At 65.3% G+C, this 26,382-nt stretch carries 28 protein-coding genes and 1 riboswitch; of the genes, 23 read left to right on the top strand and 5 right to left on the bottom strand.

Going from position 1 to position 26,382, the window contains the following annotated elements; translation table 11 throughout:
* Window positions 1–21: 21 nt before the first annotated feature.
* The 3 genes from EAG14_RS21905 to EAG14_RS21895 all read right to left on the bottom strand — a co-directional run bounded on the left by EAG14_RS21905 (window position 22) and on the right by EAG14_RS21895 (window position 2,495).
* Window positions 22–792: a class II aldolase/adducin family protein gene (locus tag EAG14_RS21905; RefSeq protein WP_099742569.1), complete on the bottom strand. Its 771-nt coding sequence runs from the start codon at window positions 790–792 to the stop codon at window positions 22–24.
* 163 nt (window positions 793–955) lie between these two features.
* A complete protein-coding gene (locus tag EAG14_RS21900) occupies window positions 956–1,435 on the bottom strand; it encodes a carboxymuconolactone decarboxylase family protein (RefSeq protein ID WP_121730137.1) in 480 nt (159 codons plus the stop codon).
* A 142-nt stretch (window positions 1,436–1,577) separates the two neighbouring features.
* Entirely contained in the window at window positions 1,578–2,495 is a 918-nt protein-coding gene (locus EAG14_RS21895; RefSeq protein ID WP_121730136.1) for an RNA polymerase sigma-70 factor, read from the bottom strand.
* A gap of 461 nt (window positions 2,496–2,956) precedes the next feature.
* Here EAG14_RS21895 and EAG14_RS21890 point away from each other — a divergent pair, with 461 nt between their 5' ends.
* Window positions 2,957–4,738, top strand: a complete 1,782-nt coding sequence (locus EAG14_RS21890) for a methyl-accepting chemotaxis protein (protein WP_121730135.1) — start codon at window positions 2,957–2,959, stop codon at window positions 4,736–4,738.
* A gap of 136 nt (window positions 4,739–4,874) precedes the next feature.
* Here the strand turns inward: EAG14_RS21890 and EAG14_RS21885 are convergent, their stop codons facing one another.
* Both EAG14_RS21885 and EAG14_RS21880 read right to left on the bottom strand, forming a co-directional pair.
* The gene (locus EAG14_RS21885) at window positions 4,875–5,147 is read right to left on the bottom strand and encodes a YkgJ family cysteine cluster protein (RefSeq protein ID WP_099657291.1); all 273 of its coding nucleotides are present in this window, start codon (window positions 5,145–5,147) and stop codon (window positions 4,875–4,877) included.
* A 73-nt stretch (window positions 5,148–5,220) separates the two neighbouring features.
* Window positions 5,221–5,826: an NADPH-dependent FMN reductase gene (locus tag EAG14_RS21880; protein WP_099658914.1), complete on the bottom strand. Its 606-nt coding sequence runs from the start codon at window positions 5,824–5,826 to the stop codon at window positions 5,221–5,223.
* Between the two features lie 306 nt (window positions 5,827–6,132).
* Here EAG14_RS21880 and mnmG point away from each other — a divergent pair, with 306 nt between their 5' ends.
* The 22 genes from mnmG (at window position 6,133) to EAG14_RS21760 (ending at window position 26,310) form a co-directional block, all read left to right on the top strand.
* Complete coding sequence (mnmG, locus tag EAG14_RS21875) at window positions 6,133–8,109, top strand: tRNA uridine-5-carboxymethylaminomethyl(34) synthesis enzyme MnmG (RefSeq protein ID WP_121730134.1); 1,977 nt, start codon at window positions 6,133–6,135, stop codon at window positions 8,107–8,109.
* Entirely contained in the window at window positions 8,106–8,786 is a 681-nt protein-coding gene (gene rsmG / locus EAG14_RS21870; protein ID WP_121730133.1) for a 16S rRNA (guanine(527)-N(7))-methyltransferase RsmG, read from the top strand. Before mnmG ends, rsmG begins: the two co-directional genes overlap by 4 nt.
* Before the next feature lie 144 nt (window positions 8,787–8,930).
* Complete coding sequence (locus tag EAG14_RS21865) at window positions 8,931–9,545, top strand: LysE family transporter (protein ID WP_099742576.1); 615 nt, start codon at window positions 8,931–8,933, stop codon at window positions 9,543–9,545.
* Between the two features lie 27 nt (window positions 9,546–9,572).
* A complete protein-coding gene (locus EAG14_RS21860; protein WP_121730132.1) occupies window positions 9,573–10,379 on the top strand; it encodes a ParA family protein in 807 nt (268 codons plus the stop codon).
* Between the two features lie 28 nt (window positions 10,380–10,407).
* Window positions 10,408–10,950 carry an alpha/beta hydrolase gene (locus tag EAG14_RS21855; protein ID WP_121730611.1) on the top strand — a complete coding sequence of 181 codons (543 nt, stop codon included), beginning with the start codon at window positions 10,408–10,410 and terminating at the stop codon, window positions 10,948–10,950.
* Window positions 10,947–11,222, top strand: a complete 276-nt coding sequence (locus tag EAG14_RS21850) for a hypothetical protein (RefSeq protein WP_099657296.1) — start codon at window positions 10,947–10,949, stop codon at window positions 11,220–11,222. Before EAG14_RS21855 ends, EAG14_RS21850 begins: the two co-directional genes overlap by 4 nt.
* Before the next feature lie 20 nt (window positions 11,223–11,242).
* Entirely contained in the window at window positions 11,243–11,539 is a 297-nt protein-coding gene (locus EAG14_RS21845) for a cupin domain-containing protein (protein ID WP_121730131.1), read from the top strand.
* Between the two features lie 38 nt (window positions 11,540–11,577).
* The gene (locus tag EAG14_RS21840) at window positions 11,578–12,495 is read left to right on the top strand and encodes a ParB/RepB/Spo0J family partition protein (protein ID WP_099657298.1); all 918 of its coding nucleotides are present in this window, start codon (window positions 11,578–11,580) and stop codon (window positions 12,493–12,495) included.
* Between the two features lie 336 nt (window positions 12,496–12,831).
* On the top strand, window positions 12,832–13,575 hold the full coding sequence (locus tag EAG14_RS21835; RefSeq protein WP_099658916.1) for a class I SAM-dependent methyltransferase: 744 nt from the start codon (window positions 12,832–12,834) through the stop codon (window positions 13,573–13,575).
* A 340-nt stretch (window positions 13,576–13,915) separates the two neighbouring features.
* Complete coding sequence (locus EAG14_RS21825; RefSeq protein WP_121730129.1) at window positions 13,916–15,436, top strand: COG3014 family protein; 1,521 nt, start codon at window positions 13,916–13,918, stop codon at window positions 15,434–15,436.
* A gap of 57 nt (window positions 15,437–15,493) precedes the next feature.
* On the top strand, window positions 15,494–15,889 hold the full coding sequence (locus EAG14_RS21820) for a YcfL family protein (protein WP_099657301.1): 396 nt from the start codon (window positions 15,494–15,496) through the stop codon (window positions 15,887–15,889).
* Between the two features lie 47 nt (window positions 15,890–15,936).
* Window positions 15,937–16,548: a penicillin-binding protein activator LpoB gene (lpoB, locus tag EAG14_RS21815; protein ID WP_199726569.1), complete on the top strand. Its 612-nt coding sequence runs from the start codon at window positions 15,937–15,939 to the stop codon at window positions 16,546–16,548.
* 197 nt (window positions 16,549–16,745) lie between these two features.
* Entirely contained in the window at window positions 16,746–17,711 is a 966-nt protein-coding gene (locus tag EAG14_RS21805; RefSeq protein WP_121730127.1) for a hypothetical protein, read from the top strand.
* A gap of 19 nt (window positions 17,712–17,730) precedes the next feature.
* Window positions 17,731–18,747 (top strand): alpha/beta hydrolase, encoded by a 1,017-nt coding sequence (locus tag EAG14_RS21800; RefSeq protein ID WP_240456880.1) that lies wholly within the window; start codon window positions 17,731–17,733, stop codon window positions 18,745–18,747.
* Between the two features lie 29 nt (window positions 18,748–18,776).
* Window positions 18,777–19,012, top strand: a riboswitch (cobalamin riboswitch).
* A 168-nt stretch (window positions 19,013–19,180) separates the two neighbouring features.
* Complete coding sequence (cobM, locus tag EAG14_RS21795) at window positions 19,181–19,987, top strand: precorrin-4 C(11)-methyltransferase (RefSeq protein ID WP_099657304.1); 807 nt, start codon at window positions 19,181–19,183, stop codon at window positions 19,985–19,987.
* Window positions 19,987–20,952: a sirohydrochlorin chelatase gene (locus EAG14_RS21790; RefSeq protein WP_121730126.1), complete on the top strand. Its 966-nt coding sequence runs from the start codon at window positions 19,987–19,989 to the stop codon at window positions 20,950–20,952. The genes cobM and EAG14_RS21790 overlap by 1 nt, the downstream gene beginning before the upstream one ends.
* Window positions 20,949–21,644 (top strand): precorrin-8X methylmutase, encoded by a 696-nt coding sequence (locus EAG14_RS21785; protein ID WP_121730125.1) that lies wholly within the window; start codon window positions 20,949–20,951, stop codon window positions 21,642–21,644. Before EAG14_RS21790 ends, EAG14_RS21785 begins: the two co-directional genes overlap by 4 nt.
* A gap of 7 nt (window positions 21,645–21,651) precedes the next feature.
* Window positions 21,652–22,788, top strand: a complete 1,137-nt coding sequence (locus tag EAG14_RS21780) for a cobalt-precorrin-5B (C(1))-methyltransferase (protein WP_121730124.1) — start codon at window positions 21,652–21,654, stop codon at window positions 22,786–22,788.
* Entirely contained in the window at window positions 22,785–24,116 is a 1,332-nt protein-coding gene (cbiE, locus tag EAG14_RS21775; protein ID WP_121730123.1) for a precorrin-6y C5,15-methyltransferase (decarboxylating) subunit CbiE, read from the top strand. The genes EAG14_RS21780 and cbiE overlap by 4 nt, the downstream gene beginning before the upstream one ends.
* A complete protein-coding gene (cobI, locus tag EAG14_RS21770) occupies window positions 24,113–24,967 on the top strand; it encodes a precorrin-2 C(20)-methyltransferase (protein ID WP_121730122.1) in 855 nt (284 codons plus the stop codon). Before cbiE ends, cobI begins: the two co-directional genes overlap by 4 nt.
* A complete protein-coding gene (locus tag EAG14_RS21765) occupies window positions 24,964–25,773 on the top strand; it encodes a cobalamin biosynthesis central domain-containing protein (RefSeq protein ID WP_099742586.1) in 810 nt (269 codons plus the stop codon). The genes cobI and EAG14_RS21765 overlap by 4 nt, the downstream gene beginning before the upstream one ends.
* A 3-nt stretch (window positions 25,774–25,776) precedes the next feature.
* Window positions 25,777–26,310, top strand: a complete 534-nt coding sequence (locus EAG14_RS21760; protein WP_369803835.1) for a cobalamin biosynthesis protein — start codon at window positions 25,777–25,779, stop codon at window positions 26,308–26,310.
* Window positions 26,311–26,382 lie beyond the last annotated feature (72 nt).

Genomic DNA, 26,382 nt, shown 5'->3' with positions numbered 1-26,382 from the left:
CGGGCTTTGGGGGCGTGGGCTTCAGTGGTCAAACCCTGGCGCTTCGCGCTGGGCCTTGCGCAGCAGTGCGGGCCAGGCAAAGGCACCGCCCAGGCCGCCCGTCTGCACGCGCATGGCCTGGGCCACGCCACTGACGATGCGCGGGTCCACGGCAATCAGCTCGCCACCGGCCTGCGCGTCGATCTGGATGCGGCAGGTGTTCTCGAACGTGTACATCGACAAGAACGCATCGGCAATGGTTTTGCCCACTGTGAGCAGTCCGTGGTTGCGCAGCATGAGGAAGTTGGCCTCGCCCAGGTCGGCCTGCAGGCGCGGTTTTTCTTCGTCGCGAAAGGCCACTCCCTCGTAGGCGTGGTAGGCCAGCGAGCCCAGCACAAAGGTGCTTTGCTGGCTGATGGGCAGCACGCCGCCCTTTTGCGCGCTCACGGCCACGCCCGCGCGGGTGTGGGTGTGCAGCACGCAGCCTGCCTCAGGCCGGGCCTCGTGCACGGCGCTGTGGATCACAAAGCCCGCAGGGTTCACCGGGAAGGGCGAGTCGTGCAGCTTGTTGCACTGCATGTCCACCTTGATGAGGCTGGATGCGGTGATCTCGTCGAACATGAGGCCATAGGGGTTGATGAGGAACTGGTGCTCAGGCCCTGACACCGACTCGGGCAGCTTGGCGCTGATGTGGGTGAAGACCAGGTCGCTCCAGCCGTACAGCGCCACCAGCCGGTAGCAGGCGGCCAGATCGCAGCGCAGTTGCCATTCTTCGGGGCTGACGCTGCCCTGCAGCGAGGGGATGGAATGCATGGGGTGTCTCCGTAACGTGGGTGGGGACACTGTAGGCCGCTTGCGCCAGCGTGGCTGTCAGACAGGCTACACAAGCAAGGGGAGTGGTGGCCCTTTTGTTTATTCAAAAATGATAGCTGCTAGCGCTTATTGGATAAGCGCTAGCAGCCTATTTGGTTTGAAATCACACCACGGGTGTTTGCGGGATCGGCGCACGCATGCCAGCGTTGATCAGGTTCCAGGCGTTGATGATGGCAATGGCAAAGCCCAGGTCGGAGATTTCGGCAGCGCTGAACACGGCCTGCAGTTTGGCAAACTCTTCATCGCTGGCGTCGCTGTGCGGCGTGGCGGTCAGGATCTCGGCCCAGCGCACGGCGGCGCGCTCACGGTCGCTGAAGAACGGCGCCTCGCGCCAGCCCGCCACGGCGTTCAGGTGGCGGGGCTCCATGCCGTCTTTGACGAGCACATGCCAGTGCATGTCCATGCAATAGGCGCAGCCGTTGATTTGCGACACGCGCAGGAACACCAGCTCGGTCAGGCGCAGGCCCAGCGGGCCTTTCTTGACGGTGTCCGACAGGTTCACCAGGCCCATGAAGGCCTTGGACGACAGCTGGTGGTAGGGCAGGCGGGCGGTGTGGGAGGTGCTGGAGGTGCTGGAGGTCATGTCAGGTCCTTGGATGGAAAGCGTTAGGGTGGAAGTGCAAAGGGTCATGAATGCGGCCAAGTGGCCTGTTCATGCCCATAAGACGCAGCCCGTGCCGTGTTTGTGACAGGGCAGGGCCCCAACGCCCCAATTTCCTGGAGCTTCAGCCCAGCGTAGTGGCAATGCCGGTGAGCTTGTCGGGGTTGCGCACGGCGTAGATGGCCACGATGCGTTCGCCATCCGTCACAAACGCCTGGGCGGATTCGAGCTGGCCCTCCACGTAGCGCAACAGCCCCGGCTCGCCGTTGATGAGCGCCATGCGGTACGCGACCTGCGGGCCCAGGCGGCGAAACAGCGCCCAGTACAGGTTGGCAATGCGAAACGGCCCCACCAGCGGCTTGGGGAACGAGGGCACCTTGCCGCCGCCGTCGCCAATGAGCTGTGCGTCCTCGCCGATCAGTGCCTCGATGGCGTTGCGGTCGCCACTGTGGGCGGCCTGCATGAAGCGCTGCAGCAACTGCTGGTGCACCGTGCGCGGCACCTCAAAGCGGGTGCGCGCCTGCTGTACCCGCTCGCTGGCGCGGTGCACCAGCTGGCGGCAGGCGGCCTCGGTTTTGCCCAGCTGTGCGGCAATGTCGGCGTAGTCGTAGTCAAACACCTGGCGCAGCAAAAAGGCCGCGCGCTCCTCCGGCCCCAGGCGCTCCAGCACGTACAAAAACGCCACTGACAGTTCCCCTGCCAGCTCCGCCGCCGACTCTGGCGTGTGGTGATGTTGCCCGCCTGCCTGCAGCTCCACCAGCGGCTCTGGCAGCCACCAGCCCACATAGGCCTCGCGCTCGGCCTTCAGGGCACGCAGCCGGTCAATCGACAGGCGCGTCACCACCGTCACCAGCCACGCCTCGGCCGACTGCAGGGCGGCGGTGTCCTGGCGGCTCCAGCGCAGCCAGGCGTCCTGCAGCACATCCTCGGCATCGGCCCGCACCCCCAGCATGCGGTAGGCCAGCCCAAACAGGCGGGGGCGCAGGATGGTGAAGGGGTCTGTGGTGGGTGCTGCGAAAGCGGGCTCGGTGGGATGGGTCATGGCGTGGGTGGTGAATGGGGGGCACAAGGGGCTTCGCGCTGCGCTTGTCTGAGTCTGTCAGACGTACAGCCCCTAGGGTTTGTGACAGCGGTATCGCATCTGCTTCTGATTTGATAGCTGCTAGCGCTTGCTGTGCGGGCGCTAGGCGGCTTTTTTGTCAAAAACCTCGGGCCACGGCGCCATGGAAACCCTGGGTGTTGCCCGGTGCCACAGGCGCCTTCCGTTCAAAGGCCAAAAGGTATTTGTGGGTATGTGATTTTGTTAATCTTTTAACAATTGGTGATAGTATTTTTTTGACACGTGTCAATGCTTTTGGGGGCTGAAGCCACAAGAAGCCTGCACAGGGCCGGGTTTTACAGGACCGATCGCGGAGATTCCGCACAGAGTTGGCTGGAGTGGGGCGGCGTGGTTTGCAACGCGGCGCCCTCTGCGGCTGTGGGTTCCAAACTGGGGAGAAGTCTATGAAAAACTGGAAGATATCGACGCGCCTTGCGGGGGCCTTTGCAGCCATGGTGCTGCTTGTTTTGGTGTTGGGTGTGATCAGCCTGGTGCGCTCTGGCCACCAGCGGGAGGCCCTGAACGACGTGGTGGGTGTACGCATCCCTGTGACCAAAGCCCTGGCCGCCCTGGATTCCGGGGTGAACGAGCAAGCGATCCAGTACCGCAACCTGGCCCTTTGGGACACCGATGAGGTGCGCCAGCGTGCCTCCACCCAGATCGCCTCGGCCCGCGAAACCGTGACCGCCCAGTACAAACTGCTGGAGACCTTGATTCGGTCGCCAGAAGGCAAAGACCGCTTGGCCAAGATGCAGCAGGAGCGGGCCAATTTTCTCCGGGTGAGTGACCAGTACCTGGCAATGATCAAAGAAGGGCGCAAAGACGAGGCCCTGAAGTACCTGGAGACGGAGCTGCGGCCTGTCCAGAGAGCGTACCGGACGCTGATTGAGAGCCAGCTGGATTTCCAGGACAAGACCACCCAGGCCGCCGGTGAGAGGGCTGAGAGCGAGGCCTCGGCCCTGCAGCGGGATGTTCTGTTGGCCTGCGCCGTGATTGTGGGCTTGGCCATCTTCCTGGCGATTGCCATCATCCGCTCCATCACCGCCCCCCTGTCCCGCGCAGTGGAAGTGGCCGACCAAGTGGCCGCAGGCGACCTCAGCGCCCACATCGAAGTCACCTCCACCGACGAAACCGGCCAGTTGCTCGGAGCCCTGCAGCGCATGCAGCAAAGCCTGGTGCGCACGGTGAGCGTGGTACGCCAGAACTCAGAAAGCGTGGCCTCGGCCAGCGCAGAGATTGCCTCCGGCAACAACGACCTGAGCGCCCGCACCGAACAACAAGCCAGCGCCCTGGAAGAAACCGCAGCCTCCATGGAAGAGCTCGGCTCCACCGTGCGCCAAAACGCAGACAACGCCCGCACCGCCAACCAACTGGCCATGAGCGCATCGACCGTTGCCACGCAAGGCGGAGAAGTGGTTGCCGAAGTGGTGGAGACCATGAAAGGCATCAACGCCAGCAGCAACAAGATTGCAGACATCATCAGCGTGATCGACGGCATCGCCTTCCAGACCAACATCCTGGCGCTGAACGCCGCCGTGGAAGCCGCCCGGGCAGGCGAGCAAGGCCGAGGCTTTGCCGTGGTTGCCACCGAAGTACGCAACCTGGCAGGACGCAGCGCAGAAGCGGCCAAAGAAATCAAGAGCCTGATCATGGCCAGCGTAGAGCGGGTAGAACAAGGCACCCTGCTGGTAGACAAAGCCGGCAGCACCATGACCGAAGTCGTCACCGCCATCCGGCGCGTGACCGACATCATGGGAGAGATCAGTGCCGCCAGCAGCGAACAAAGCGCAGGGGTAGGCCAAGTGGGCGAAGCGGTGACGCAAATGGACCAGGCGACCCAGCAAAACGCGGCGCTGGTGGAAGAAATGGCGGCAGCGGCCAGCAGCCTCAACGGCCAAGCGGGCGAGTTGGTCAACGCCGTGGCAGTGTTCAAACTGGCGCACGATGCCAGCGGCACAAGCTACAGCGCCCGAACCAGCAGCCCCGGTGCCAGCAGCCTGGGCAAAACCCCCAGCGCCCGGCCTGCACTGAGCAAGCCCAAGGCGACAACGGCCAAAGCGCCAGCCCAAAGCAAGCCAGCGGCGAGCCTGGCAGCGCCCCAGGCGGCGGCGCCAGCACCCAAGGCAACGCCAGCACCCAAAGCAGCGAAGGCCGGGGGCAACGACGATGAGTGGGAGAGCTTCTAAGCTGAGCTGAGCGGAGTTGGGTGTGTAAGGGCGTGGGGGAGGGGATTGCCTTCCTGCCGCCATCACGCCAGCCGTTACCAAAGCACGCCCATGGGCGTGCTTTTTTATGCCTGTGCCCGCCCCAAGCCGCTGCAGGTCAACGCTGCGGTAGGTGGGCTGGTTGGGTCAGTTGTTCCAGTTGCGTCAGATACGCCATGGCCTGTGCGTTGCTGGCACCGCACATCTCAGCGGAGGGCATCAACCCACCGCACACCGCTGGCCGATCGGGTTGGCCAAAGATGCGGCACCGTGCGTGCTCGTCCAGCTGCACACAGCGCACCCCCGCAGGCTTGCCGTGCGGCATGCCAGGGATGGGGGAGCTGATGGAGGGGGCGGTGCAGCAGGCGCCGCAGCCAGGGCGGCAATCCATGGGTTTGCTATGGTTTATATAGCTGCTAGCGCTTGTTAAATAAGCGCTAGGGCTTGTTTTGACTTAAATACGTTCAGGCGGGGCCTGCAGCGTCGCCGTGCAGGCGGCCTGCGGCCCACAGCACCTGGTCCACCACGGCGCGCACGCGGTCGCGGTGGGCGGGCTGGAGCAGGGCGCCGCTGTCATCGAACGCGCTGCCTGCCGAGCCCAGCGCAAACGCCTTGGGGGCCAGCCAGCATTCGAGGTTGGTGAGCAAGGGGCCCAGGTGGCTTTGCGAACGCAGGCCGCCCAGCGCACCAGGGGACGCGCTGAGCATGCCCACCACCTTGCCCCGGAAGGAGCGGGTGCCGTCTTGCCACACCGGGTCGCCCTTGATGGGGCTGGAGGCCCAGTCGAGGGTGTTTTTGAGCAGGGCGGTGTAGCTGCCGTTGTATTCGGGCGAGCAGATGATCCAGGCGGGGTGGTCGAGCAGCACCTGCTTGAGCCGCACCACATCGGCCGGGGTGCCTTGGGCTTCCAGGTCGGCGTTGTAGAGCGGAATGTCAAAGTCAGACAGCTCCAGCAGCGTGACGCTGGCACCCGCATCGCGCGCGATGGCCGCGGTGGCATGGGCCAGTTTGCGGTTAAAGGACTGCTGGCGGGTGCTGCCCGCGAAGATGAGGAGTTGGGCGTTTGGCATGGGTGCCATTGAATCACACCGGGTGGACAGGATTCCTGCGTGGGGTGTTTCACGTGAAACAAGGGGGCAGTCTCTTTTTTAGGCTGAGCGAAGGGGGCTTGCCAGGATGCGCCACCACCCGCCCCAAGGGCATGCGCAGACACAATGCGCGCAAAGTGGGAAAATCAGGGGTTACCCGCAATCGCCCTGGCCTGCGCCGACAGCACCTGATGCCCGGCCCGCAGTGCGATTCCCGAAAGGATTTTGAACAGATTCTGATTGCGGGTGTTTTCTTTATCGGGCCCGGCAGGGCCCCGGAGCGCTCCCATGTTGTACCCCCAGGAATTTGATGTGATCGTCGTCGGCGGTGGCCATGCTGGCACCGAGGCCGCGCTGGCCGCTGCCCGCATGGGCAGCAAAACCTTGCTGCTGTCCCACAACATCGAGACCCTGGGGCAGATGAGCTGCAACCCCAGCATTGGCGGCATTGGCAAGGGCCATTTGGTCAAAGAGGTGGATGCGCTGGGTGGTGCCATGGCCTTGGCCACGGACGAGGGCGGTATCCAGTTCCGCATTCTCAACAGCTCCAAGGGCCCTGCGGTGCGCGCCACACGGGCGCAGGCCGACCGCATTCTGTACAAGGCGGCTATCCGGCGCATGCTGGAGAACCAGCCCAACCTGTGGCTGTTCCAGCAGGCGGTGGACGACCTGATGGTGGAGGGTGATCGCGTAGTGGGTGCAGTCACGCAGGTGGGCATCCGCTTTCGCAGCCGTACGGTGGTGCTGACGGCCGGGACTTTCCTGGACGGCAAGATCCATGTGGGCCTGAACAACTACGCCGCCGGCCGGGCAGGGGACCCGCCCGCCGTTTCGCTGAGTGCACGCCTCAAAGAACTGAAGCTGCCGCAAGGGCGCCTGAAGACCGGCACGCCCCCGCGCATTGACGGCCGCAGCATCGACTTCAGCCAGTGCGAGGAGCAGCCCGGCGATGGCATGCCCGGTGGCGTGAACGAGGGCACCGTGCCTGTGTTCAGCTTTATGGGCAATGCGCAGATGCACCCGCAGCAAATGCCGTGCTGGATCACCCACACCAACGAGCGCACGCACGAGATCATCCGCAGCGGCTTTGACCGCAGCCCCATGTTCACCGGCAAGATCGAGGGCGTGGGCCCGCGCTACTGCCCGAGCGTGGAAGACAAGATCAACCGCTTTGCCGACAAAGACAGCCACCAGATCTTTCTGGAGCCCGAAGGGCTGACCACGCACGAGTATTACCCCAACGGCATCAGCACCAGCCTGCCATTCGACATCCAGTACGACCTGGTGCGCAGCATGAAGGGCTTGGAGAACGCCCACATCCTGCGCCCAGGCTACGCCATTGAGTACGACTACTTTGACCCGCGCTCGCTCAAGAGCAGCTTTGAAACGCGGCAGATCCAGGGTCTGTTCTTTGCCGGGCAGATCAATGGCACCACGGGCTATGAAGAGGCGGCAGCGCAGGGCTTGTTTGCTGGCATCAACGCCGCCCTGCAGTGCCGGGGCGAAGCCGCCTGGCTGCCCGGCCGCGACGAAGCCTACCTCGGCGTGCTGGTGGACGACCTCATCACCAAGGGCGTGACCGAGCCCTACCGCATGTTCACCAGCCGGGCCGAGTTCCGCCTGCAACTGCGCGAGGACAACGCCGACATGCGCCTGACCGAAGCAGGGCGCCGCATGGGATTGGTGGACGATGCGCGCTGGGATGCGTTTAGCCGCAAGCGCGATGCTGTTTCACGTGAAACAGAGCGTCTGAAAGCCACCTGGGTGAACCCACGCAACCTGCCTGCTGCCGAGTCTGAGCGCGTGCTGGGCAAGAGCATCGAGCACGAGTACAACCTGTTTGACCTGCTGCGCCGCCCCGATGTGGCCTATGGCACGCTGATGGGAATGGACGGCGGCAAGTACGCCAGCGCCGATGTTTCACGTGAAACGCTGGGAGCGCTGAGTGAATCGGTGATTGAGCAGGTGGAGATCGCGGCCAAGTATTCAGGCTACATCGACCGCCAGAAGGGCGAGGTGGAGCGTGCCGCCCATTACGAAAAACTGCGCCTGCCCGCTGAGCTGGACTACATGCAGGTGACGGCCTTGAGTATTGAGGCCCGCCAGGCGCTGACGCGCCATCGCCCTGAAACCCTGGGCCAGGCCTCGCGCATCACAGGCATCACCCCGGCGGCCATTTCCTTGTTGATGGTGCACCTCAAGAAGGGTGGCTTCAAAGACTTTGCCCTGGCACCCGCCAAGGCCGAGGGCGAGGTGACGGCATGAACACGCCGACCCTTCACCCCGTGCAGACTCTACAAGTCCGTTTGCAGGAGGGTGCCCAGGCTTTGGGCTTGGACCTGACGGATGCACAGACGGCGCAGTTGATGGAGTTTCTGGCCCTGCTGCAAAAGTGGAACAAGGTCTATAACCTGACGGCGGTGCGCGACCCGCAGGAGATGCTGACGCACCACCTGCTCGACAGCTTGGCAGCTGTGGCGCCGCTGCGCCGCCATGCCGCCACCTTGGGGCAGGGCGGGGCGGGCGTGAGGCTGCTGGATGTGGGCTCGGGCGGTGGCCTGCCCGGTGTGGTGTTTGCCATCTGCTGCCCTGCCGTGGATGTGAGCTGCGTGGACACGGTGGGCAAAAAGGCCGCGTTCATTCAGCAAGCGGCAGTGGCGCTCAAGTTGCCCAACCTGCATGGCGTGCATGCCCGGGTGGAGACACTGACCACGCCGTTCGACATCGTCAGCTGCCGGGCGTTTGCCTCGCTGCCTGATTTTGTGACCTGGTCGCGCTCGGCCCTGGCCGCGCCCCATGGCGTGTGGCTGGCCATGAAGGGCAAGCACCCCGAGGATGAAATCGCAGCATTGCCCGCTGACGTCGCGGTGTTTCACGTGGAACAACTCACGGTGCCCGGGCTGGATGCAGAGCGCTGCATTGTCTGGATGAAGCCCGCATAAGCTGGTCGGGGCGCGCTCTTCGGGGCTGGTGCTTGACCCGCGCTGCGTTGGAGGCGCTGCTTCCGAAAAAGCGTCGCTTAAACTCGGCCTTGTTATTGCGCAGTTTTCGCTGCATTCCCCATCGTCACGGCACCGGGAGAAATCATGTTTGGCATTGCTGACTACGGCGCATTTGTCGCCGCCATTGTGTTGTTCTTGGCCATTCCAGGCCCCGGCAATCTGGCGCTCATCACCTCGACCAGCAAGGGCGGCATTCGCGGCGGCCTGGCGGCCACGATGGGGGTGATTGCGGGCGACCAGGTGCTGATGTGGGCGGCCGTGGCGGGTGTGGCCGCACTGCTGGCCACCTATCCCACGGCGTTTGCGGCCGTGCAATGGCTGGGGGCGGCCTACCTGGGATGGCTGGGGTTCAAGATGCTCACAGCCAAGCCCGGCGCCAAGCCGGTGCTGAACATCGAGCCGCGCCACTACTTCAAGCAGGCTGGGTTGATCACGCTGCTCAATCCCAAGGCCATCGTGTTCTACATGGCGTTCTTCCCTCTGTTTGTGGACCCAGCCCGCCACCAGGGCCTGCTCACTTTTGGTGTGATGGCGGCCACCGTGGCGGTGCTCACGTTTCTGTATGGCTTGGTGGCGGTGCTGCTCACCCACCACCTGGCAGAGCGCATGCGCGCCAACCCCCGCATTGGCCGCATGCTGGAAAAGCTGGCGGGCGTCTTCCTCATCGGCTTCGGCATCAAGCTGGCCATCTCCAAGTAACTCGAACCCCTCCACCTTCAAACCCTCATGGCCAAAATTTTCTGTATCGCCAACCAAAAGGGCGGCGTGGGCAAAACCACCACCACCGTCAATCTGGCCGCGGGCCTGGCCAAAATTGGCCAGCGTGTGCTGATGGTGGACCTGGACCCGCAGGGCAATGCCACCATGGGTTCGGGCGTGGACAAGCGCCAGCTGGAGCTGTCGGTGTACGACGTGCTGCTGGAGTCCGCCTCCGTCAAAGAGGCGGCGGTGCTGTCGGACAAATGCGGTTACTGGGTGCTGGGCGCCAACCGCGAACTGGCCGGTGCCGAGGTCGAACTGGTGGCCCTGGAGCACCGCGAAAAACGCCTGAAGGCCGCGCTGGCCGAGGCCGATGCAGACTATGACTTCGTGCTCGTCGACTGCCCTCCATCCTTGAGCATGCTCACCCTCAACGGCCTGTGCAGCGCGCACGGTGTCATCGTGCCCATGCAGTGCGAATACTTCGCGCTGGAAGGCCTGACCGATCTGGTCAACACCATCAAGCAGGTGCACGCCAACCTCAATGCCGACCTGCAGGTCATCGGCCTGCTGCGCGTGATGTTCGACCCGCGCATCACGCTGCAGCAACAGGTGAGCGAGCAGCTCAAGGACCACTTTGGTGACAAGGTGTTCAACACCGTCATCCCCCGCAACGTGCGCCTGGCCGAGGCCCCCAGCTACGGCGTGCCGGGCGTGGTGTTTGACCCATCGGCCAAGGGCAGCCACGCGTTTGTGGACTTTGCCAAGGAGATGGTTGATCGCGTCAAGCGCATGGGGATTGGAGATAAAAAGACCTCCAAGGCGCAACCATAAAGCGCTATAAGCTATAAAAATGATAGCAATTAAACCCTCCAATGTGCTGCTGTTGCCCGGCTGGCAAAACTCGGGCCCTGACCACTGGCAAAGCCGCTGGGAGCGCCTGCACGGCTACCAGCGCGTGGAGCAGCACGACTGGATGCGCCCACTGCGCGGCGATTGGTCGGCCCGGCTGGAAGAAACCGTGGCCGATGCCGACGGCCCCGTGCTGCTGGTGGCGCACAGCCTGGGCTGCGTGCTCACCGCCTGGTGGGCCAGCCACACCCGCCACGCCGCCAAGGTGCGCGGCGCGCTGCTGGTCGCCCCGGGCGATGTGGAGCGGCCTGACATCGCCGCCATGATCCACGGCTGGGCGCCCATTGCGCGGCAGCCACTGCCGTTCCCGGCCCTGCTGGTGGGCAGCCAGAACGACCCGTACTGCAGCTACGAGCGCGTGCAGGGCCTGGGCGAGGCCTGGGGCGCGCGGTTTGTGGACTACGGCGAGCGCGGCCATATCAATGCGGAATCCGGGCTGGGCGACTGGGAAGAGGGGCACGGCTGGTTGACCCAGTTGGCCTATGCGGAATGAGCCGCTGGGCCCTGTGGCGCAAGCGCCCGCCCGTGACGGACGCCGTGCAGGCCCCGGCTGCCACGTCCCGGCGCCGCCCTGCCCAGCTCTATGTGCCGCTGGAAGCGCTGCAAGTGGTGTTGGCCTGGTTGCTGCCCAGCAGCGCCGTGGTGGTGGCCGCTTTGGGCCAGTTCATGCTGGCCCTGGTGCTGCTGGCGGTGGCCTGGGGTGTTTGGCTGCGCTTGTGGCGCAGCCGCAAAAAGCGCCAGGCCATGGCGCGAGCTTCGCGCTGACAACCCCGCATTTCTAGCCCATGTCCAAAACCCATCTGATCTCAACCGCCAACCAGCTGTCCCGCGCCTGGGCTTCCACCATCGTGGGCCAGGCAGCGGGCAGCAACGTCAAGGTGCTGCGCATGGACGGCGCTGCCTACCCCGATGAGTCGCACGACTTCGATGAAGCGCTGTTGGTACTCGACGGCTGCATGCGCCTGGACCTGCAGGGGCAGGTCACCGAGGTGAACGCGGGTGAAGTGTTCATCGTCCCGGCAGGCGTGCCCCACGCCGTGGCACCTGGCAGCCACGGCACGCTGGTCATCATCGACCGCTGATTCTTTCCATTCCTTTTCTCTTTCGCGAGACGCATTTCATGGTCACCAAAAAACCCAAGGGCCTCGGCCGCGGCCTGGAAGCATTGCTCGGCCCCAAGGTCGAGGAAAAAGTCGAACAAGCCCAGGCCGTGCAGGCGGGCTTGCCCAGCACGCTGCCATTGACCGAGCTGGTGCCGGGCGTCTACCAGCCGCGCACGCGCATGGACGAAGGCGCGCTGTACGAGCTGGCCGAGTCCATCAAGGCCCAGGGCATCATGCAGCCGATTCTGGTGCGCCGCCTGACGGATGGCGAGCATGCTGGCAAGTACGAAATCATCGCGGGCGAGCGGCGCTTTCGTGCCTCCCGCCTGGCGGGCCTGGCCGAGGTGCCGGTGCTGGTGCGCGATGTGCCCAACGAGGCCGCTGCGGCCATGGCGCTCATCGAAAACATCCAGCGTGAAGACCTGAACCCGTTGGAAGAAGCGCAGGGCCTGCAGCGCCTGGTCCGCGAGTTTGGCCTCACGCACGAGCAGGCCGCGCAGGCGGTGGGCCGCTCGCGCAGCGCTGCCAGCAACTTGCTGCGCCTGTTGAACCTGGCCGATCCGGTGCAGACCATGCTGATGGCCGGCGACATCGACATGGGCCACGCCCGCGCGCTGCTGTCGCTCGACCGCGCCGCGCAGATCACGGCGGGCAACCAGATTGCGGCCAAGAAGCTGTCGGTGCGCGAGGCCGAGAGCCTGGTCAAAAAGATCGGCGCCGAGTTCAACCTGGTGCCGCAAAAGCCCAAGAAGGAAAAGTCCCGCGACATGAAGCGCGTGGAGGAAGAGCTTTCGGACCTGCTGATGGCCGCCGTGGAAGTGCGCGTCAAAAAGCGCGTGAAGCGGGCAGGGCGCATGGAAGACATGGGCGAGCTGGCCATCCAGTTCGGCTCCATCGAAGAACTCAACGGCCTCATCGAGCGACTGCGCGGCTGAATGGCTGTGTAGTTCGCAGCGCGGCCTCACGACTGGTGCCGATTGCGCCATGGGGTGCCCCAGAGATCCCCGGCGGCAATGGTCTTTGGCCGGGGCGCGTTGACAGCCCGGCGGGCGCGAATGTGAACTTTGGCACAACCCTGGCCTTGGCGAGGGCCTGAGGGCCCTGGAAAACACGCCCAACCGGCCTACACTGCCCGCTGCAGACCGGCGCCTGGAGTGCGCCGTGCTTCCTCCAGCCCTCGCCATGAACCACCCTTGTCTTGATTGCATTGCCTTGCCCGCAGCCACGCTGTGGCACTGCGGTGCGCTGCCTGTGGCGGATGGGTGCGCATGATGGTGTCCCTGCGCCTGCCCTGGCCCTTGCCTGCCTTGCTGGCCTGGGCGGCTGCCTGGCTGCTGTTCATCACGCTCCAGCCCGTGGTGCCTTCGCTGTGGGCCATGCTGCTGCCCTGCCTGCTGGGCACAGCGGCCAGCTTGCTGGGTGAAAGCTGGTGGCGGCGCGGGTTGATAGCGGTGGGCTTTCCCTTGTCCCTGGCATTGACGGGCATGGCCACCTTGCCCGCCTGGGCCTGGCTGGTGCCTTTGGCGCTGCTGCTGCTGGTGTACCCGCTCAACGCCTGGCGTGATGCCCCCTTGTTCCCTACCCCCCGCCATGCCCTGCAGGCCTTGGCTGTACAGGCCCCTTTGCCCGCAAGCGCGAAGGTGCTGGATGCAGGCTGCGGCCTGGGCGATGGCCTGCTGGCCCTGCGCCACGCCTACCCCGATGCGGCGCTGCACGGTATTGAGTGGAGTTGGCTGCTGCGGGTGGCCTGCGCGCTGCGCTGTCCTTGGGCCCGGGTGCGCCGGGCCGACATGTGGAAGGCCGACTGGAGCGGCTACCAGATGGTGTACCTGTTTCAGCGGCCCGAAAGCATGGCCCGCGCTGCGGCCAAGGCCCAGGCCGAGATGGCCCCCGGCGCCTGGCTGGTGAGCCTGGAGTTTGCTGTGCCTGGCGTGCTGCCCCGCGCCCAGCTGCGGGCCCCGGGTGGGCGGGTGGTGTGGATTTACCGCATGCCATTGCAGGACCAGCGCCGGTGATCGCCATGGCCGAGCCGCTTGTCTACTCCCACCTGCTGGCGCCGCTGCAGGCCCGCTTGGTTACAGAAAAGATACAACGTTTTGCTACATTCCCGGCTGGCTACATCTGCCAACACAATTTCCAGAAAACTCACAGCTTGAGGGGGCTGCCTGACACGTTTGCGCGCCGGGAGGGGGCGCACCGTGACACCCGATCCATCCCGTTGATTGCCCGGTTTCCATGCGCATTTCGCCTGCCGTTGCGGCGGCACAGACTTGGTGCGCGTTGGCCTACCGGGCTGGATGTGATGGGTCCTGCAGGGCTTTCTGAGATCCCGTTTACCGTTCTCCTAGGAAAAAAATGAAAACTCTTGCGCACTTTCGCCCCCGTTTGCTGTGGGTGCTGACGCTGAGCGCGGCTCTGACGGGCTGCGCCAGCATGCAAAGCCATGACAAGCTGGCCACCGATGTGCAGTCGGCCGGTCGCACGGGCGGCATTCCAGCCGCGTTGCAGCAACTGGAGGCATCTGCCAAGAGCGAGGACGACAAGACCGCGCTGCTCTACAACCTGGAACGCGGCGAATTGCTGCGCATGGACCGCCGCTACCAGGACAGCACCAACGCTTTCTTGCTGGCAGACATCAAGGTCAAAGAATGGGAAGAAACCGCCAAAACCAACCCTTCCAAGCTGATGGGCACCGTGGGTGCCGCCCTGATCAGCGAGCGGCTCAAGAACTATGAAGGCCAGGATTACGAAAAGGTGTGGCTCACCACCCGCCTGGCCTTGAACCGCGTGGCCGTGGGCGACTTTGAAAACGCCCGGGTCGATATCAAGCGCACGCACGAGCGCGAGGCCATCATTGCCGAGTTCCGCTCCAAGGAAACCCTGGCGGCGGAAGAAGAAGCCAAGTCCAAAGGCGCCGCTGCAGGCGGCAAGGAACTCAACGGTTACCCCGTTGAAACCCTCAACGACCCCGAAGTGCTGGCGCTGAAGAACGGCTACCAGAACGCCCTGAGCCACTACCTGGCAGGCTTCATGTACGAAGTGCTGGGCGAGTCTGGCCTGGCCGCCCCTGGCTACCGCAAAGCCATTGAACTCAAGCCTGAAACGGGGGTGCTGGAAGAGGGTCTGCGCGGCCTGGACAACCGTACCAGCTTCACCTGGAAGCGCCGCCAACGCATGACGGATGTGCTGTTCGTGGTCGAAGCCGGTGACGCGCCTGCGCGCAAGCCCAAGGCCTTCACCATTCCCGTGCCCACGGGCCGTGGCATGGTCACCGCCAGCATCTCTTACCCCATCATCGAGCCCTCCACTGACCCGCTGCTCACTACGCTGTCGGCCGCAGGTACCAACCTGAAGCTGGAAAAGGTGGTGGACGTGAACGTGATGGCCCGTCGCGCCCTCAAGGACGAAATGCCCGGCATGGTGCTGCGTGGTGTGACCCGCGCTGTGGCCAAAGGCGTAGTGCAAAACGAGCTGCAAAAGCGCGGTGGCCTGGTGGGTGGCCTGATTGGTGCGGTGGCCTCTGCCGCCACCGAAGTGGCCGATGACCGCCTGTGGCGCATGTTGCCGGGCCGGGTCTATATTGCCCGTGGCTACCTGCCTCCAGGTGAGCATGTGGTCAGCGTCAATGGCCGCGCCTTGCCCGATCCGATCAGGATCGACGGCCAGTACGCCCTGGTGCCCTTGCGCTTGTACGAAAACACAGTGCTGATGGGCGATGTGGCCAGCCTGGGCAAGCTCGCTCCTGCAGGCTCTGTGCCTGTGGAAGCCGCCGCCCCTGCGGCCAAGCCCGCCGCTCGCACCGCCACGCGCACCACGACCAGCAAGCCTGTGGCCAAGTCCCCCACGGCTGCCCCGATACCTGCCGCTAAAAACTGAGCGCATCCCGCCCAGACCATCGGCCCATTTCACGATTTGCCTGAAGGAGTCTTTTGAATGACCAACCGCATCATCCTGAGCGCCATCTGCGCCGCCTGCGTGGGTTTGGCTGGCGCTGCCAGCGCCCAACAACACGACCCTGCCACGCCGCTCGCTGTGGCTTCCAAAGTGGCCTTGCGCGGTGAAGCCAACGGCATCGCTGTGCGCGAGATGCGCCTGGTGCGCAAGAACGACATCCTGGCGGTGCAGGCCGACCTGTCCAGCTCGGTGCGCAGCGACCGCACGCTGTTCTACCGCTTCAAGTGGCTGGACAACGTGGGCAACCAGGTGGGCGATGGTGAGTCGTGGAAGCAGCTCACCGTGCTGGGCCTGGGCCAGCAAACCATCAAAAGCGTAGCCCCCACCGCAGCTGCGGTGGACATGCGCCTTGAAATGAATGTCGAACCGCGCTGATGCGCGGACCGCACAACGCATTGACCGTTTTGTAGAGAGAGAAAACCATGCAACGCAATTTCCAGCGCACTGCGCTCATCGTGGCCTTTGCGGCCAGCACGCTGGCCCTGTCGGCCTGCCAGAACCTGTCCTCCCCCACCGTGCGTTTTGACCGCCAGGTCAACTACGGCGACGCCAAGGGCGTGGAACTGGTGACCAATGAATTCGGCTCGTCCGACCTGCAGATGATTGCCGAGAAGATGACCGGCAGCCTGCTGGAAACCGGCATCTTCCAGGGTCGCCCCACGGTGACCATTTCCACCGTCAAGAACAAGACCAGCGAGTACATCGACACCACCAATGTGATGAACTCGATCCAGACCGCGTTGGTCAAGTCGGGCAAGGTGCGCTTCACGCGCTCCATCAACGAAATGCAGCAGGGCGTGGACGAACTGCAGCGCCAGAACCAGAGCGGCCTGTACAAGCAGAACACCACGGCCAAGGTCGGCCAGATGACGGCGGCCAAGTACCAGCTCGAAGGCGAGCTGACCAGCATCGTCAAGCAGAACAACAACACCAAGGACGTGTTCTACAAGTTCACGCTGAAGATGTTTGACGTGCAGGAAGGCACGATCGAATGGCAGGACGAAAAAGAGATTCGCAAAACGAGCAAGAAGTAAAGAACCCCCTGAGCGGCTTTGCCGCTTCCCCCTTTCTCTCGCGCTTGGCGCGGGAAGGGGGACGCCGCCAGCGCGGCGGGGCGGCCCTTGCGCGGCGGCCACTGGTATCGACCGCGCCAGTATCGGACGATGTGCGTTTTGGATTGCACTGCGTCTGATTCATCCCTGAATTCCCGTCAGCTCACAAGGAGCACACCATGCAACGCAGAACCACTTTGCACACGGCACTGGCCGTGATCGCCGCCACCACGCTGGCCTGGGGCGGCAGCGCCCAGGCGCAGAATGCGGCCCCCAAGATTGCTGTGACCGACTTGGCTTATGCCCAGCGCGTGTCCGAGTATTTTGTGGCGGGCGCCTACCAGCGCAGCGCCCAGATGAGTGCGCGCAGCAGCCAGGGCGGCAGCCACAGCCATGGGGCATATGGTGGCGGTGGCTCGTACTCTGGCAGCCAGTCAGTGCAGGCGTCCGAGCAGGCCAGTGGCACCTATGTGGCGGGCAGCTACAGCTACATCGAGCAGCGCGAGCTGGGCGGCTACACCAACGACATCAAGGGCGCTTTGCTGCAAGGCACCTACTTCCGCCTGGTGCAGGGCAAGGGCTTTGACGCCGGTGCGCCCCAGGCCTCCAAGGCCGAGCAGGTGCTCAACCAAGTGCAGGGCGGCAAGATGGCCACGCCCAAGGCACAGCCCCAGGTGACCGATGTGATCGCCCGCATCAAGAAGGGCGAATTCAACGGCGCCGACTACGTGCTGTTCGGCGTGGTCTCCAGCATCGATTTCACCGATGCCCTGTCGCCCCTGCAAGGCAGCAGCAGCGCCACACGCCAGTACGGCCTGCAGTTGCTGGCCGACTTTTCTCTGATCAACACCCGCACCTATGAAATCAAGGCAGCGTTCTCGGCCCAGGGCCAGGGCAACGACACCAAGATTTTGTCCACGCGTGGCGACATTGCCCCACCCAACCGTGCCAAGGTGATCCGCGAAACCTCGCAAAGTCTGGCCCAAGACGTGTACGTGCAACTGGCCACCCAACTGGGCTACACCGATGCGCACTTGTCCCGTGGCGTGCGGCCTCCACAGCCGATGGCCTACCCTGCAGACGGCGGCCAACCCCAGCCGATGCCTGTCCCGCAGCAGCCTGATCAGGTCATCATCCTAAAGTGATGCCGGGCACTGCGTGGCGATGAACGCCATGGCGCCCTCGCTGCGCCAGCGCACCGTGAAGGCCAGCCTTGCGCTGGCCTTTTTTGCGTGCGCTGTCGCGGGTTTGCCCGGCTGCGCTGCACCGCGGACGCCTGCGCCTGCAGAGACCGCTGAAGGGCAGGGCGCCGTGCGATTTATGCCCCTGCGGCTCAGTGGGATCAGTGTGGGTGAGGGCCCAGCGCAAGCGCTGTGGGCGCTGCAGCGCGGTACCCTGGCGCCGCCCTTGCGCTACCGCGTGGTGGTGATTCCGGGCTCTGGCTGCGCGGGCATGGGCCCCTTGGCAGACCGCTACTTCAGGGGCCTGCTGCATGCCCAGGTGACGGTGCTGCACAAGCCCGGCGTGCATCCTCAGGACACCACCGCACCTGCCGATTGCCCGCCCCATTTTGTGCGGACGGACAGCCTCTCCCACTGGGCGGTCAACGCCCGGGCTGCGCTGGAGCAGATCGTCGCCATGCCGCCACCTGCCCGTGTGGATGGTCCGCCGCAGCCCCTGCTGCTCGTCGGGATCTCCGAGGGGGTGGAACTCCTGCCCACCTTGGCGGCGGCTGCCGGGCCTGGACTGGCGGGCATGGTGATGGTTTCTGGCAGTGGCCTGGACCCGCGCGAAGCCGGGCGGCTTCAGGCACTGCGCACGGGCCACAGTGCCGATTGGGACGCCTTGGACCGCATGCAGGCCAGCACAGCCCCAGACTCCATCGTGCACCAAGGCCGCAGCCTGCGCTACTGGCGAGACCTGTGGCACTGGTCTGTGCAGCAGCCCCTCGTTGACGGACCCTGGCCGCTGCTGCAGGTGTGGGGTGAGAGGGACGAGCTTGTGCCTGCGGCTGCGTACCGGCAATTTGCCCGGGTTGCCCAGGGTCGTACAGCGCCATACTGCATGCGCAGCTTGGCGGGGGCCAACCACGGCCTGCAGACGCCAGACACAGATGGCGTGCAAGGGGTGTGGTATGGGCTGGAGCAATGGGCCCGCACGCCAGGCCAGGGGTTGTGCTGACGGCTGCAGGTGCCCTGACGGTGCCGTGCCCTATACTCGCCCCCGTTGGTGCTCGTGCCGTCATTGCGACGGCACAGTTAAACGGGAATCGGGAGAGCGCGGCCCACCACGAGTCGCCCTTAACCTGAGCTGCCCCCGCAACGGTAAGCGAGAGAAAGCACCGCTTTCAGCCTGCGTCACATGTCCACTGGGTCTTCATGGCCTGGGAAGGATTCACAGGAACACCTCGCCAGCCCGGAGACCGGCCGACAAGCGGGTGAGCCACGTGCCCACCCATGTCACAGAACCTGCGGGGAAGCAGGGGGTCTGGGTGCATCCGGGTTTTGTCCATGGTTTCTGATTTGATGTTGGCCTGCGTGCCAGCGGCGCGGCGTTTGGCGTGCCATCCCTCTCCCTTGCGGACAGGGTGGGCCTCCTTGTGCCTGCGCCAGCCATGACGGTCGGCACCGTCTGGTTTGTGGGCGCGGGCCCAGGTGATCCGGAGCTCATCACCGTCAAAGGCCGCTCGCTCATCGAGCGTGCTGGCGCCATCCTGTTTGCTGGCTCGCTGGTCAACGAGGCCGTGACCCGCTGGGCACCGCCGGGCTGCAGCATTGCCGACAGCAAAGACATGACGCTGGAGCAGATGGCCGCTTGGCTCATTGCCCAGGCGCAGCAGCACGCGGTAGTCATCCGCTTGCAGACCGGCGACCCGGCGCTGTACGGCGCATTGATCGAAGTGGTGCAGCCATTGGATGCCGCAGGCGTGCCCGTGCGCGTGGTGCCGGGTGTGTCATCGGCCATGGCGTCGGCAGCGGCGGCGGTGGAGAGCTTCACGCTGCCCGAGGTCACGCAAAGCGTGATCTTCACCCGCGTGGAAGGCCGCACGCCCATGCCTGAAGGCGAGTCGCTGGCCGAGCTGGCGCGCCACCACTGCACGCTGTGCATCTTCTTGTCCATCACCCTGCTGCACAAGGTGCAAGAGCAGCTGCGCGCCGCCGGCTGGGCCGAGGACGCCCCCATGCTGGTGGTGCACAAGGCCAGCTGGCCGGGTGAGGAACTCATCATCCGCGGCACGCTGGCAGACATTCGCCAGCGCTGCCGCGACGCCAAGGTGGTCAGCCAGGCCATGGTGATTGCCAGCCCCAACCTGGGCGCACGCCACTGGCCCACGCTGGCCAAGTCCAAGCTGTACGACGCCAGCTTCACCCACCGCTTTCGCAAGGCCAGCGTGCCTGCCACGCCCACGGAGACCTCTTGATGCACACCCCAGCCACGCCCCACGGTATACACCTCGGCGCACGCCACGACGACACCATCCTGCTCATCGGCCACGGCTCACGCGAGAGCGAGGGCAACGACGAAATCCACCGTTTTGTGGCCCAGTGGCGCGCGCGCCAGCCGGGCTGGAACATTGAGGTGTGTTTCATCGAATTTGCCGCCCCCAGCCTGCACGACGGCTTGCAGCAAGCCGGGCGCAACGCCCGCCGCGTGCTGGTGCTGCCCCTCATCCTGAATGCGGCGGGCCACGTGAAGATGGAGATCCCTGAGGCCATCGAGCACGCGCGCGAGCATCGCCCAGGCACCGAGTTTTTGTACGGCCCACACCTTACGGCTTGTGATCCCATTTTGGCGGTGCTGCGCCGCAATTTGCGCCAGTGCATGGGCCAGCTCGATATGCCCGACCCCACCACCACGGGCGTGGTGCTGCTGGGGCGCGGCTCGTCAGACCGCCAGGCCAATGGCGATGTCGCCAAGATGGCCCGCTGGCTGATGGAAGAGACCGACCACGAGCTGGTGGACCTGGCCTTCACCGGCATCACCTGGCCGCGCCTGGAGCGCGCGGTGCAGCGCCAGGTGCTGCTGGGCATGAAGCAGGTGGTGGTGCTGCCGTATTACCTGTTCACCGGCACGCTCATGCAGCGCATTGCCCGCCAGGTGGAGCACCTGCGCCAGCAGTACCCCCAGGTGCGGTTTGCGCAGGCCTCGTACTTCGGGTTTGAGAAAGAAATCTTCGCCCTGCTGGAGCAGCGTGTGGCCGACCTGCGTGCGGGCGTGCCCGACAGCAAATTGCCCTGCGACGGTTGCAAGTACCGCGAGATTGCCCACGACATGGGCCACGGTCACAGCCATGAGCACACCCATGCTCCGGCTGCAGAGGCCGTAGTGCATCTGCACGAAAACGATCACCACCATCATCACCATCACGAGGTGCAGCCCGCATGAGCACCGTCAACACCGTCACCGAGCAGCTCACCCGCGCGGGGCAGGCCATTGAGCACGACAGCTTCTCCATCATCGATGCGGAGGTGCAGGGCCACGATTACACGGCCGAGCAGTGGCCCATCGTGCGCCGCATGATCCATGCCAATGCTGACTTCGAGTTCAACGGCCTGACCGACTTTCACCTGAACGCCGTGGAGGCGGGGATCACCGCCATGCTGCGTGGGGGAACGCCCGTGGTGGCCGATGTGGAGATGATCTGCTCGGGCCTGTCACAGCCGCGGTTGGCGCACTTTGGCATGTACACGCACCAGTTCATATCAGATGCGGACGTGATTGCGCAAGCCCAGCAGCAAGACACCACCCGCGCAGTGCAGGCCATGCGCAAGGCGCACCAGCGGGGCTTGCTCGACGGGGCCATCGTGGGCATCGGCAACGCCCCCACGGCGCTGATCGAGTTGGCCCGGCTGATCGCCGAAGAGTGCGTGCGCCCGGCATTGGTGGTGGGTATGCCCGTGGGCTTTGTGTCCGCGGCCGAGTCCAAAGACCTGATTGCCAGCCAGCACGAAGTGCCATGGATCGTGATCCGTGGGCGCAAGGGGGGCTCCACCTTGGTGGTGGCCGCCTTGCATGCGCTACTGGCGTTGGCCGAGGCGCGGCAAAAGCACCTGATGGGCATTGCAGCCCAGGGCTGACACCGCCATGATGGAAAAAACCGTTCGCCGTGGCACGCGCACCGGGTTCACCACTGGGGCCTGCTCTGCCGCCGCCGCCGCCGCCGCCGTGCAGGGCTTGGTGCATGGCACGGTGCCCGATGCGGTGGACTGCCTGCTGCCCAACGGCGACACGGTGCGCTTTGCAGTGAACGATGGGCGTTGCGATGCGAGCACCCTCAGTGCCACCGCCCATGCCATGGTCATCAAGGATGCGGGCGACGACCCCGACTGCACCGACAAGGCCCACCTCACCGCCGATGTGCGTGTGCTGCCCAGCGAGGCCGGTGTGGTGCGCCTGTGTGGCGGCTTTGGTGTGGGCACCGTCACCATGGCTGGGCTGGGGCTGGAAGTGGGCGGCCCCGCCATCAACCCCGTGCCCCGCCGCAATATCGAAGACAACGTGCGCGCCGCAGGTGCAACGTTGCTGGCCCATGCGGGGCTGGAGGTCACCATCTCCGTGCCGCAAGGCGTGGACATGGCCAAGAAGACACTCAATGCGCGCCTGGGGATTCTGGGTGGCATCTCCATCCTCGGCACCACCGGCATCGTCAAGCCGTATTCCACCTCCGCCTACCGCGCCAGCGTGGTGCAGGGCGTGCAAGTGGCGGCCACGCTGGGCCACGGTGTGGTGGTGCTCACCACCGGTGGCCGCACCGAGCAGTTTGCGATGAAGGAGCGCGCTGGCCTGCCCCCCGCCTGCTTTGTGCAGATGGGCGACTTTTTGCGCTATGCGCTTGATGAAGCTGTGGCCCAAGGCCTCGCCGAAGTCGTCATTGGCGGCATGGTGGGCAAGCTCACCAAAATCGCCCAGGGTGAAACCATCACCCACGCTAACCGCGCCGAGGTGGACACCGAGCTGCTCGCGCAACTGGCTGCAGGCATTGGTGCCCCGCCCGAGGTGTGCGCCGAGATTGCTGCTGCTGAAACCGCCCGTTTTGCCGCCGAGCGCATGCAGGCCCTGGGCTTGGCCACGGCCTTTCACGAAGCGCTGGCCCGGGCCGTGGTGCACACGCTCATGGCCCCTGACCGCTACGGTGGCAAGTTCCGCCTGCAGGTGCTGGTGTGTGACTTCGATGGCCTGAAGATGGCCGAAGCCGATTCTTCCATTTCACAACCCACATGACCGACCCCCAACCTTGCCGAGTGATCGGCGTGCTCGACGATGGCGCCGCCAGCCTCAGCCCCACAGCCCTGGCCCTGCTGCGCCGGGCCGACTGGGTCATTGGCGGTGCCCGCACGCTGGCGCTGCTGGACGACGACATCGCCCCCCATGCCCAGCGCCGCGATCTGACGGGCCAGCTCAGCGCCGTGCCCGGCTGGATAGCTGCCGCGCGCGACGCAGGCCAGACCAGCGTGGTGCTGGCCACGGGCGACCCGCTGTGCCACGGCATTGCCAGCTACCTCGCCTCGCGCCTGTGCATCGAGGCGGTGGAGGTGCTGCCCAACCTCTCGACCGTGCAACTCGCCTGCGCCCGCCTGGGCCTGGCCTGGCAGGACGCGCGCATCGTGTCCGTGCACAGCAAGGATGCTGGCGAATGGCGAGTGGGGGCGGAGCCCGGCCACGGCCTCTATGCCCTGGCGCAGAGCCTGCGCCAGCACGACCGCTTGCTGGTGCTCACCAGCCCCGACAACACGCCCGATCGCATAGCCCGCCTGATCGTGGCCGAGGGCCTGGGCGACGACTTTCAGATGGCCGTGGCTGAGCGCCTGTGCACACCCGACGAGCGTGTGGTGGCCGAGCTATCGCCCCACGATGCAGCCCAGCAAGCCTATGCCGACCCCAACGTGGTGGTGCTGGTGCGCAGCCAAGTGCGCCCGCAGCCTGTGCGCATGGGCCTGGCCGACAGCGCCTACCACCAGCGCCAACCCGACAAGGGCCTCATCACCAAGCAAGAGGTGCGTGCCGTGTCGCTGGCCCGCATGCAGCTGCGCGCTGACAGCCGGGTGTGGGACATTGGCGCGGGCAGCGGCTCGGTGGGACTCGAAGCCGCCCGCCTGTGCCCGCAAGGCCATGTGTGGGCCATCGAGAAGAACGAGGCCGACCACGCCATTGCAGGCCAGAACACCCGTGCCTTTGGCGTGAGCAACCACACCCTGCTGCACGGCAAAGCCCCTGAGGGGCTGGACGCCTGGCCCGACCCGGATGCCGTGTTCATTGGCGGATCGGGCGGTGAGCTGCAGGAGCTGATTGCCCTGTGCCTGCGCCGCCTGCGTGCGGGGGGCTGGCTGGTGATGAACTTCGTCACGCTCGAAAACCTGGCCAGCGCCACGCACGTCTTGCAGGCCCAGGGTGCGGTGTGGGATGTGCTGCAACTGCAAGCCGCCCGCAGCAAACCCATCCTGCACATGCACCGCATGGCGGCAGAGAACCCGGTGTGGATCGTGTGCGCGCAGCGCGGCGAGGGTAGTGCGATGCCAGCGGTGCCAGCCACGCAAGGGGAGGGTGCATGAGCGAGACCACGCTTCAGACCACCCCTGCACTGGGCCGCCTCATTGGCGTCTCCCTTGGCCCTGGCGACCCTGGCCTCATCACCCGCGCAGCTTGGGCACAGCTGCAGCGCACCGATGCAGTGTGGACCTACCCCGCCCGCAGCACCAAAACACCCAGCTACGCCTTTGACATCGTGCAGCGCGCCGGGCTCACGCCGCCCGCCCAGCACCAAATGTTGTTGTTCCCCATGACGCATGACGGCGACAAGCTCGCCCGCGCCTGGATGCGCGCCGCAGAGACAGTGCTGCCCTGGCTGCTGGCCGGGCAGGACGTGCTGTTTTTGGTGGAAGGCGATGCCAGCACCTACGCCACCTTTGGCCACTTGGCCCGCACCGTGCAGGCGCTGGATGCGCGCATCGATGTGCCTGTGATTGCCGGTGTGAACGCCTTCGCGGCCGCCTGCGCCGCGCGCGGCATGCCTCTGGCAGAACAGGACGACACCATTGCCATCGTGCCAGCCGCCTACGGCGTGAGCGCGGTGGACCGCTTGCTCACCGACTTCGACACCCTGGTGCTCATGAAGGTCAAGCCACTGATGGACGACCTGATCGACTGGCTCACCCAGCGCGACTTGCTGCCCCACACCCAGTTCATCGAGCGCGTGGGCGCGCCCGACGAGCGCAGCGTGAACGGCGTGGACCTGCCCGCTCTGCGTGGCACCAAGGTCAGCTACCTCTCGCTCATGGTGGTGAAGAACCCGCACCGCATCCGGGGCGAGCGCATCAAGGGTTGCCTCAAAAAGACATCGCCCGTGCCGTTGCCCGCATTGGATGGCAACGGCCTCTCTGCCGAATTGGAAACCGCTGAATGACCGCATCCTCTGAATCACCCGCCGTGGTGCTCTCTGCTCCCGTGAACCCTGAGCAAGAGACACGCGTCTGCATCGTCGCCATCACCCGCCACGGCGCGGCCCAGGCGGCCCAGCTGGCGCGTGATTTGCCAGATGCCCATGTGTGCACCGCCGCCAAGTTTGCCCAGGCGTTCGAAGGCCTGGCCAACCCCGTGCGCGCTTACGACGGTGCTCTGCGCGATGAGATGGCTCCGCTGTTTGCGGCCTACGATCAGCTCGTGTTCTTTGTCTCTCTGGGTGCGGTGGTGCGGTTGATTGCACCTGTGCTGAAGTCCAAGGACGAAGATCCCGGCATCACGGTGGTAGACGATGCTGGCCAGTTCGTCATCCCGGTCCTCTCGGGCCATGTGGGCGGCGCCAACGCCATGAGCGAGCGCATTGCCGACCTGCTGGGCGCTACGCCCGTGCTGACCACTGCATCGGACGTGGGCAAGACCATCCCTGTGGACATCCTGGGCCGCCACCTGGGCTGGCGCGTGCAGGCCCCCAAGATCAACATCACCCGCGTCTCGGCCCATGTGGTCAACGGCGAGCCCATTGCTTTGGTGCAAGAGGCTGGCAGCACCCGCTGGTGGACACGCCCCACGCCGCTGCCCGCCAATGTGGAATGCCTCAACGCCTTTGCGCAAGTGCGGCCCGACCACCACAAGGCCGTGCTGTGGGTGACCGATGCGGAGGTGCCAGACAGCCTGTGGGCCGACTGGGCCGAACGCCTGGTGGTGTACCGCCCGCCAGCCGGGCAGACCGCTGACGTCACCACCGCCTGAGCCATGCCCGCGATGGCCTGCACCACGCCCATCCAAGCTGCGCAGCCCCTGGCCATTGGCCTGGGCTGTGACCGGGGCACGCCCCTGGCCACCGTGCAGCAGTGCCTGCAGCAAGCCCTGGCGCTGGCGGGTGGCACGTTGGCCGATGTGGTGGTGCTTGCCAGCATCGAGGCCAAGACCGACGAGGCTGCCTTCCTGCAACTGGCGCAGCAACATGGTTGGCCGCTGCGGTGGTTCACGGCCACCCAACTGGCGGCCGTGCCGGTGCCCAACCCGTCGGCCACCGTGCAGCGCTACATGGGCACACCCTCGGTGAGCGAAGCCGCCGCTCTGCTGGCCGCGCAGGCTGATCTGCGCGCCCTGGTGGTCGAAAAGCACAAGCTGCGTGGGCCCGATGGCAAGAACGCCACCGTGTCCATCGCCCGCATGGTGTGCCAAACGTCCTTTGCATCGCCGGGCCCGACCACTGCAGGCCCACCCCCCGTTCAGGCTGAGCTTGTCGAAGCCTCGCGCGGCGCTTCGGCAGGCCCCGCGTGAACGGCTTCTGTTGGGTTGATGCCGTCTCCAACACCCTCCACCCCATTTTCACCCCGTCCGTTTCTTGAAAGG

It is taken from the genome of Acidovorax sp. 1608163 (assembly GCF_003669015.1).
In the GTDB taxonomy this organism is placed as follows: Bacteria; Pseudomonadota; Gammaproteobacteria; order Burkholderiales; family Burkholderiaceae_C; genus Acidovorax.
Note: the sequence above shows the minus strand (reverse complement) of the source record. Positions and strands in the feature narration are given on the sequence as shown.